This is a genomic window from Herbaspirillum chlorophenolicum, from assembly GCF_001189955.1.
GTDB classification, from domain to species: Bacteria; Pseudomonadota; Gammaproteobacteria; order Burkholderiales; family Burkholderiaceae_D; genus Herbaspirillum; species Herbaspirillum chlorophenolicum.
Map to the genome: position 1 here is coordinate 1 of NZ_LFLT01000079.1, position 9,440 is coordinate 9,440.

General features: G+C 60.6%; 8 protein-coding genes. 7 read left to right on the forward strand and 1 reads right to left on the reverse strand.

Going from position 1 to position 9,440, the window contains the following annotated elements; genetic code table 11:
• The first annotated feature begins 94 nt into the window (after positions 1–94).
• A complete protein-coding gene (locus tag AKL28_RS22495; RefSeq protein WP_050470537.1) occupies positions 95–1,126 on the forward strand; it encodes a DNA-binding protein in 1,032 nt (343 codons plus the stop codon).
• Between the two features lie 95 nt (positions 1,127–1,221).
• On the opposite strand, the gene cadR is transcribed toward AKL28_RS22495, so the two are convergent.
• Positions 1,222–1,659: a Cd(II)/Pb(II)-responsive transcriptional regulator gene (cadR, locus tag AKL28_RS22500; protein WP_050470538.1), complete on the reverse strand. Its 438-nt coding sequence runs from the start codon at positions 1,657–1,659 to the stop codon at positions 1,222–1,224.
• Positions 1,660–1,743: 84 nt separating this feature from the next.
• Here cadR and AKL28_RS22505 point away from each other — a divergent pair, with 84 nt between their 5' ends.
• The 6 genes from AKL28_RS22505 to AKL28_RS22530 form a co-directional block, all read left to right on the forward strand.
• A complete protein-coding gene (locus AKL28_RS22505; RefSeq protein WP_050470539.1) occupies positions 1,744–4,149 on the forward strand; it encodes a heavy metal translocating P-type ATPase in 2,406 nt (801 codons plus the stop codon).
• The gene (gene lspA, locus AKL28_RS22510; protein ID WP_050470540.1) at positions 4,146–5,231 is read left to right on the forward strand and encodes a signal peptidase II; all 1,086 of its coding nucleotides are present in this window, start codon (positions 4,146–4,148) and stop codon (positions 5,229–5,231) included. The genes AKL28_RS22505 and lspA overlap by 4 nt, the downstream gene beginning before the upstream one ends.
• Before the next feature lie 162 nt (positions 5,232–5,393).
• Positions 5,394–5,660 carry a TFIIB-type zinc ribbon-containing protein gene (locus tag AKL28_RS24120; RefSeq protein WP_082221631.1) on the forward strand — a complete coding sequence of 89 codons (267 nt, stop codon included), beginning with the start codon at positions 5,394–5,396 and terminating at the stop codon, positions 5,658–5,660.
• Between the two features lie 41 nt (positions 5,661–5,701).
• Positions 5,702–6,010: a signal peptidase II gene (locus AKL28_RS24125; protein ID WP_402708816.1), complete on the forward strand. Its 309-nt coding sequence runs from the start codon at positions 5,702–5,704 to the stop codon at positions 6,008–6,010.
• A 130-nt stretch (positions 6,011–6,140) separates the two neighbouring features.
• Entirely contained in the window at positions 6,141–6,701 is a 561-nt protein-coding gene (locus AKL28_RS22525; protein WP_003124096.1) for a recombinase family protein, read from the forward strand.
• Between the two features lie 2 nt (positions 6,702–6,703).
• On the forward strand, positions 6,704–9,440 hold a 2,737-nt coding region (locus AKL28_RS22530; protein ID WP_050470543.1), incomplete at its 3' end, for a Tn3 family transposase.

Genomic DNA, 9,440 nt, shown 5'->3' on the forward strand with positions numbered 1-9,440 from the left:
AATCTGTAGATGGAAACGCCAATCATCGAAAATCCCTTCTAATTTAGTATGTAAATACGTATTATGTAATCCATTATCAAAAACAAGGATCCCCATGGCGCGCACCGGCTTGTACAAATCCGAGGTCAAGAAGGCACGTGACACCCTGTTGGCCATCGGGCGACGCCCCTCCGTGGATGCTGTTCGCATCGAGTTGGGCAATACCGGGTCCAAAACCACGATTCACAAGTATCTCAAGGAACTGGAGGAGGAAGAAGGCGCAACTGCGGTACCGTCTCGCACTATCAGCGAGGCCTTGCAGGACCTCGTGGAACGGCTTGCAGCGCAGCTCCAGGCCGAAGCGGACGCGCAGGTGCACTCGGCTAAAACTGAGGCCGATTCGACCACAGACCGCCTGCAGGCTGAACTGGAGGCCTTGCGTATGACGGGGGCTGACTTGTCCGCCCGATTGGCAAATGCCGATGCCGCCCGACTGCATGAGGTCCAAGCTCACGAGCAAACTCGTACTCAGCTGCAGGAGCAGACGGCCGCAAACCGCGCGTTTGAGGTGCAAGTGCGCGCTCTCCATGAGCGCGTTGCGGAAAACGAGCGGCACCACCACTCTTTGGAAGAAAAACACCAGCATGCCCGGGAGGCCCTTGAGCATTACCGAACGGCAACCAAAGAACAGAGAGAGCAGGATCTGCGGCGCCATGAGCTGCAGATTCAGACCTTGCAGGCCGAATTGCGCCAGCTTAGGCAGGAGGCCATCGTCAAACAAGAGGAAGTGAGACGCGTTAATCAGGAAGGCGTGCGGCTAGTCGCTGATCTGTCGCATTCACAGCAAGCTCTCTACGATCAGCGCAGTGTTGTCGCGCGACTCCAGCAAAAACTTGACACGCTACAGGAGGTCGCCAACCGAAATCAGATGTTGGAGTCTCAGTTGGCTGACAGGAACGCTGTCACCGAGAAGTTGCAGGCCAGCCTGGCCGGTGCGGAGCAAGAAAATGCGACGGCAGCCCAGCTGTTACAGAAAGCAGAGATCGAACGAGCAGCACTACAAGCAAAGCTGGAGGCCCATGAAAGCCTGAGTGCCGAGTTGCGCGCTCATCTGCGAGACACCGAGCCCACGCCGCGTAAAAAATAGGCAATCCGAGGCCTGAGGGTCTTCTTCTCCAGCTAGGGGTCGCCTCAGAAAACGGAAAATAAAGCACGCTAAGCTCAATTATGCGGTTGGGCAGATCAAGCTACTGGCAAACCGGGGGTAGAAATTGGATGACAAGCGCAATCCGTCAGCCCTTGCAGGATGCCGCACGCATCCACTTGGCGAGCACCTGAGCACTTCTCGCGCAAAACGACCAAGTGTTTCTTCAACTGCAACAACGCTTTCACGCGGGCCTCCACCTCCTGGATATGGCCATCCAGTAGCGCATTGGCCTCGCCGCAATCCTGATTGGGGTTGTCTCGCAGTCCCAGCAATGCCCGGATTTCTCCCAGCGTCATGTCGAGAGAACGGCAATGGCGGATGAACTGCAAGCGCTCGACGTGGGCGTCACCGTAGAGCCGGAAGTTGCCGCCGCTGCGTGCTGGCTTTGGCAATAACCCCACCTTCTCGTAGTAGCGGATGGTGACGATCTCGCACCTTGTCCGCTTGGCAAGTTCACCAATCCTGATTTCCATCTCTGATCCTCATTTAATGCTTGACTCTATAGTAGCTATAGGATCTTTAATAAGCAATATAGAAATCTACATAAAGGAATTGTCATGAGCGATTGCGGTTCGAAGGGGTGCGGCTGCTCGGCCGTACCGATCAGCCAGCCCACTGCACTAGCCCAGCTAACGGCTGAATCGGCCCAAGCGGTCTACCGTATCGAGAACATGGACTGCCCCACGGAAGAAGCGTTAATCAGAAGCAAGCTGGGCGAACTGCCAGGCGTTGTCGGGCTTGACTTTAACCTCATGCAGCGCACCTTGGCCGTGCGGCACGAACTGCCATCGTTGTCTCCGGTTGAGCAAGCCTTGAAGGCCATCGGCATGCAGGCCGAACGCACGGATAAAGCTTCTGGCGAGCAGACCACCAAGCTGGTCATCGCCAAGATGGATTGTCCAACCGAAGAAGCGCTGATCCGCAACAAGCTGGCCAGCATAGGCGGGATTGCCAATCTTGATTTCAACCTGATGCAGCGCACCCTGTCCGTGCGTCATGCGCCCCATACGCTACCGGAGGTATTGGTCGCGCTGAAATCCCTGAACTTCGAGGCGCAAGTGCTCAATGCGGGGGAAGCCAGCTCCTCGTCGGCAGGATCGCCGGTCGCGTCTACCAACTGGTGGCCCCTTGGCATCTCCTTGGTGGCTGCATTGGCTGCGGAAGCCGTCTACTGGCTGCACAACGGCAACCACTGGTCAGTCGTCGTTCTGGCACTCGTAGCCATCTTCACGGGCGGCCTTTCCACCTACAAGAAGGGCTGGATTGCGCTCAAGAACCGCAACCTCAACATGAACGCCCTGATGTCAATAGCCGTCACGGGCGCGATGTTGATCGGTCACTGGCCAGAAGCGGCGATGGTGATGGTGCTGTTTGCACTGGCCGAAGTGATCGAAGCCAAGTCGCTGGACCGTGCCCGCAACGCCATTCGTGGCCTGCTCGATCTTGCCCCGGAACAAGCTACGGTGCAGCAGTCGGATGGCTCGTGGCATGAAGTGGACGCCAAACAGGTCGCCATCGGCAGCCGGGTTCGGGTCAAGCCGGGTGAGCGTATCGCCCTCGATGGCGAAGTGCTGGAAGGACGCTCTACGGTCAACCAAGCGCCGATCACTGGCGAAAGTTTGCCGGTTGACAAAGCACCTGGTGATTCGGTCTTCGCAGCCACCATCAACGAATCCGGTTCGTTCGAGTATCGCGTTACGGCCGTGGCCAGCAACTCCACATTGGCCCGGATTATTCATGCGGTGGAAGCTGCTCAAGGCAGCCGAGCACCCACTCAACGCTTTGTCGATCAGTTTGCACGCTGGTATACGCCAGCCGTGTTCGGTTTGGCGGTCGCGGTCGCGCTGATTCCCCCGCTGTTCATGGGCGCGGCGTGGCTGGACTGGATTTATCGCTCGCTGGTTTTGCTGGTCGTCGCCTGCCCATGCGCGTTGGTGATTTCCACGCCGGTCAGTATCGTCAGCGGCTTGGCCGCCGCTGCGCGCCACGGCATTCTTATCAAGGGTGGCGTCTATCTCGAAGAAGGCCGTAAGCTGCGCTGGCTGGCACTGGACAAGACTGGCACGATCACGCACGGCAAACCTGCGCAAACCGATTTCGTCGCGTGGGGCGATGCGCCACCTGCCAGCAGCCGGAGCATTGCCGCCAGTCTCGCGGCTCGCTCTGACCACCCCGTGTCCAAGGCCGTGGCGCAGGCAGCGAATGTCGAGGGGGGTGCGCTGCACGACGTAGCTGAGTTCGCTGCACTGCCCGGTCGTGGCGTACGCGGCAGCATTAACGGTGTGACCTATCACCTTGGGAACCATCGGATGCTCGAAGAGCTGGGGCATTGCTCACCAGAATTGGAACAGCGCATCGCTGCGATGGAGCGCGAAGGCAAAACTGTAGTAATACTGGTAAGTGCAAAGGGTGCGCAGGCCATGATCGCGGTGGCAGACACCATCAAGGACAGCAGCAGGAGCGCCATCGGCGAGCTGCATGCGCTTGGTATCAACACCATGATGTTGACAGGTGACAACCCGCATACAGCGCAGGCCATTGCCACGCAAGCCGGGATTGATCGTGCACAGGGCAACTTGCTTCCACAGGACAAACTGCGCGAGGTCGAACAACTGGCACAGACTGGCAAAGTCGGCATGGTGGGCGACGGTATCAACGACGCTCCGGCGTTGGCGCGTGCTGACATCGGGTTTGCAATGGGAGCCGCTGGCACCGACACTGCCATCGAGACGGCGGACGTGGCCCTGATGGACGATGACCTGCGCAAGATTCCGACTTTCGTGCGCCTGTCGCGTGCGACGGCTCAGGTGCTGATGCAAAACATCGTGCTGGCACTGGGCATCAAAGCGGTGTTTCTGGTACTGACCTTCACTGGCCACGCGACGATGTGGATGGCCGTGTTTGCCGACATGGGAGCCAGCTTGCTTGTCGTGGGCAATGGCTTGAGGTTGTTGCGCCGATGAGCTGGAAGTTCATTTTCTATGACTGGTACGGTCTGAACGTTGCGTTGTTCCAGGCCATCAATGCGGGGACGCCTGCTCCGCTGGGGCCGCTGGTATGGTTCTTCAGCTTCGTGGGCAATTACTGGGCAGCGCCCTTGATGCTGCTGGGTCTGTGGTGGTGGTCGAAGTCAGCAACCAATCCAGTCCGCGCCGATGCGGTTCGGCATCGGCTCATTGGCTTTGGCACCGCCTTCCTGCTGGCCTTGCTGGCCGCCACTGTCTTGAAGCTGTGGCTCGACTTTCCCCGTCCGCCCGCCGTCCTCGGCGAGCTAGTGCGCATCATCGGTGAGCGTGAGCGGCACTACAGCCTGCCCAGCGGGCACGCTACCTATTCGGCGTTAGTTATCGGCGCGCTTTGGCCTTTGATGGGTCGCCCTGCCCGCGTCGGCTTGGTGCTTTATGCCGTCTTGGTCGGATGGTCGCGCATTGCTGCTGGAATGCACTTCCCGGCTGATGTGCTGGCGGGCTGGTGCCTAGGATTGGGATGCACCGTTCTGGCCGGACGGCTGATACCGCTTGTTGCTCGCGCATGGCAGACGGCTTGCCGTCCGTCGGCCTTGGTCTGGTATCTGGTGGCCGTTTGCGCCTTAATCGCCGACCAATTCGCAAAGCTCGCCGTCGTCCGCACGTATGCCTATGGCGAACAGGTCGAAGTCACGCCATTCTTCAATTTCGTCCATGTGTTGAATCCGGGGGCTGCATTCAGCTTTCTGGCAGGCGCGGGTGGTTGGCAGCGCTATTTCTTCATCGCCCTTGGTTTGGCGGTCTCGGCTTGGCTGGTGCGCGTGCTGAAACAGCAGTTGCCACGCCTTGAAGCACTGGGATACAGCCTGATCCTCGGCGGTGCGCTTGGAAACGTCGCTGATCGCCTGTTGCGCGGGAAGGTCGTGGACTTTCTCGACTTCCATTGGCAAAGCGCGCACTGGCCCGCATTCAACTTGGCCGACGTGGTCATTTCCGCAGGCGCGGTCTGCCTGATCACCGCCAGCTTGTATCAGACCAAGCTAGTCAAGCCCGAGGTAAATCAATGCGGTGTTCGCTGATATGGGCGCCAGTTTGCTGGTGGTCGGCAATGCCTTGCGCTTACTGAGGAAGTGACCGGGCGGTTTTTTTCTTTGGCTGGGTGAACGGAATACGGCATCGCACCAGCCGCGGGGCAACCGTTAAGCCCCGTTAATACACTGAAAAACGGCAAGGATATCATCATGTATTGTCCAGTATGTAAAGATGTGCAACTCGTCATGGCGGAACGCCAGGGTGTCGAAATCGACTATTGTCCGCAGTGCCGTGGGGTATGGCTTGACCGAGGCGAACTCGACAAGATCATCGAGCGGTCGACCCAGGAGCCGACGGTTGCGCGGCAAGGCCCTGCGCCATCCAGTGGGCATGCCTGGGGTCGTTCCGGCGACAATTGTGATGAACCACGACAACCGGGGCACCGGAAGAGCTTCTGGAAGGACCTCTTTGATTAAACCATGACCGATCATTCCCACCGGCCACCGCAGTGGTCCCGATGGCTATTGCTCTCGGGGTTGATCGCGCTATTAGACCAAATGGTCAAGTTCTGCGTGGAAGCCTTGATGACGCTCGGCACGCGTCTGAAGGTCACGCCGCATTCTTCAATCTTGTGCATGTGCTGAACTTCGGTGTGGCGTTCAGCTACCTGGCCGGGGCCATCGGCAACGCAGCTGACCGAATGGTGCGGGGTGTGGTAGTTGATTTCCTCGATTTCCATTGGCAAGACGCACACTGGCCTGCGTTCGATCTCGCCGATGTGGCGATTTCACTTGGTGCGCTCTGCCTGAGCGCGGCGTCAAGTTGAGCTATACCCTAACTTGGCGTCAGACCATCCGGCGCTAAATCGTCAGAATAGAGTTGCCTTCCGAATTGATTGACATGCGCCGTCAAGGGTCATAGATTTCTTCCTGACACATTTCCCTCAGGAGGATACCTTGCACGGTCAGCGCATCGGTTACGTCCGCGTCAGCAGCTTCGACCAGAACCCAGAACGGCAGCTCGAACAGATCCAGGTGGATAAAGTGTTCACCGACAAGGCGTCGGGCAAGGACACACGGCGGCCCGAACTGGAACGGCTGCTCGCCTTCGTGCGCGAAGGCGACACGGTCGTGGTGCACAGCATGGATCGTCTGGCGCGCAACCTCGACGACCTGCGCCGCCTGGTGCAGGGCCTCACCCAGCGCGGCGTACGCATCGAGTTCCTTAAGGAGCATTTGACCTTCACCGGCGAGGACTCGCCGATGGCGAACCTGATGCTGTCGGTAATGGGCGCGTTCGCCGAGTTCGAACGCGCCTTGATCCGCGAGCGGCAGCGCGAGGGCATCGCGCTCGCCAAGCAGCGCGGGGCCTACCGTGGCAGGAAGAAATCCCTGTCGTCTGAGCGTATTGCCGAACTGCGCCAACGTGTCGAGGCTGGCGAGCAAAAGACCAAGCTGGCTCGTGAATTCGGAATCAGTCGCGAAACCCTGTATCAATACTTGAGAACGGATCAGTAAATATGCCACGTCGTTCAATCCTGTCCGCCGCCGAGCGCGAAAGCCTGCTGGCGTTGCCGGACACCAAGGATGAGTTGATCCGTCACTACACGTTCAGCGAAACCGACCTCTCCATCATCCGGCAGCGGCGCGGCCCGGCCAACCGGCTGGGCTTCGCCGTGCAGCTCTGTTACCTGCGCTTTCCTGGTGTCATCCTGGGCGTCGATGAGCCGCCGTTTCCGCCCTTGTTGAAACTGGTCGCCGACCAGCTCAAGGTCAGCGTCGAAAGCTGGGACGAATACGGGCAGCGGGAGCAGACCCGGCGCGAGCACCTGGTCGAACTGCAAACGGTGTTCGGCTTCCAGCCCTTTACCATGGGCCACTACCGGCAGGCCGTCCAGTTGCTGACCGAGATGGCCTTGCAGACCGACAAGGGCATCGTGCTGGCCAGCACCTTGATCGAGCACCTGCGGCAGCAGTCGGTCATTCTGCCTGCCCTCAACGCCGTCGAGCGGGCGAGCGCCGAAGCAATCACCCGCGCCAACCGGCGCATCTACGATGCCTTGGCCGAACCGCTGTCGGACGCGCATCGCCGCCGCCTCGACGATCTGCTCAAGCGTCGGGACAACGGCAAAACGACCTGGCTGGCCTGGCTGCGCCAATCGCCCGTCAAACCGAATTCGCGGCACATGCTGGAACACATCGAACGCCTCAAAGCGTGGCAGGCGCTCGACCTGCCTTCTGGCATCGAGCGGTCGGTGCACCAGAACCGCCTGCTCAAGATCGCCCGTGAGGGTGGCCAGATGACGCCCGCCGACCTGGCCAAGTTCGAGGCGCAGCGACGCTATGCCACCCTGGTGGCGCTTGCCATCGAGGGCATGGCCACCGTCACCGACGAAATCATCGACCTGCACGACCGCATCCTGGGCAAGCTGTTCAACGCCGCCAAGAACAAGCATCAGCAGCAATTCCAGGCGTCCGGCAAGGCGATCAACGCCAAGGTGCGGTTGTTCGGCCGCATCGGCCAGGCGCTGATCGAGGCCAAGCAGGCGGGCCGCGATCCGTTCGCCGCCATCGAGGCCGTCATGTCCTGGGATGCCTTCGCCGAGAGCGTCACCGAAGCGCAGAAGCTTGCGCAGCCCGAGGACTTCGATTTCCTGCACCGCATCGGCGAAAGCTACGCCACGCTGCGCCGCTACGCGCCGGAATTCCTTGCCGTGCTCAAGCTGCGGGCCGCTCCCGCCGCGAAGGACGTGCTCGACGCCATCGAGGTGCTGCGCGGCATGAACAGCGACAACGCCCGCAAGGTGCCCGCCGACGCGCCGACCGAGTTCATCAAGCCGCGCTGGCAGAAGCTGGTCATGACCGACACCGGCATCGACCGGCGCTACTACGAACTGTGCGCGCTGTCGGAGATGAAGAACGCGTTGCGTTCCGGCGACATCTGGGTGCAGGGGTCGCGCCAGTTCAAGGACTTCGAGGACTACCTGGTGCCGCCCGCGAAATTCGCCAGCCTCAAGCAGGCCAGCGAATTGCCGCTGGCCGTGGCCACCGACTGCAACCGGTACCTGAACGACCGGCTGACGCTGCTGGAAACACAGCTTGCCACCGTCAACCGTATGGCGACGGCCAACGAGCTGCCGGACGCCATCATCACCGAGTCAGGCTTGAAGATCACGCCGCTCGACGCGGCGGTACCCGACACCGCCCAAGCGCTGATCGACCAGACGGCAATGATCCTGCCGCACGTCAAGATCACCGAACTGCTGCTGGAGGTGGACGAATGGACGGGCTTCACTCGGCATTTCGCGCATCTGAAATCGGGCGACCCGGCCAAAGACAAGAACCTGTTGCTGACCACGATCCTCGCCGACGCGATCAACCTGGGCCTGACCAAGATGGCGGAGTCTTGCCCCGGCACGACCTACGCCAAGCTGGCTTGGCTGCAAGCCTGGCACATCCGCGACGAAACCTACGGGGCGGCGCTGGCCGATCTGGTCAACGCACAGTTCCGCCATCCCTTCGCCGAGCACTGGGGCGACGGCACCACCTCATCGTCGGACGGCCAGAACTTCCGCACCGGCAGCAAGGCCGAGAGCACCGGCCACATCAACCCGAAATACGGGAGCAGCCCAGGGCGGACGTTCTACACCCACATTTCTGACCAGTACGCGCCATTTCACACCAAGGTCGTGAACGTCGGCGTGCGCGATTCGACCTACGTGCTCGACGGCCTGCTGTACCACGAGTCCGACTTGCGGATCGAGGAGCATTACACCGACACGGCGGGCTTCACCGATCACGTCTTCGCCCTGATGCACCTCCTGGGCTTCCGCTTCGCGCCGCGCATCCGCGACCTGGGCGACACCAAGCTCTACATCCCGAAGGGCGACGCCGCCTATGACGCGCTGAAACCCATGATCGGCGGCACGCTCAACATCAAGCACGTCCGCGCCCATTGGGACGAAATCCTGCGGCTGGCCACCTCGATCAAGCAGGGCACGGTGACGGCCTCCCTGATGCTCCGAAAGCTCGGCAGCTACCCACGCCAGAACGGCCTGGCCGTGGCGCTCCGCGAGCTGGGCCGCATCGAGCGCACGCTGTTCATCCTGGACTGGCTGCAAAGCGTGGAACTGCGCCGCCGCGTGCATGCCGGCCTGAACAAGGGCGAGGCGCGCAATGCGCTGGCCAGGGCAGTGTTTTTCAACCGCCTGGGTGAAATCCGCGACCGCAGTTTCGAGCAGCAGCGCTACCGGGGGG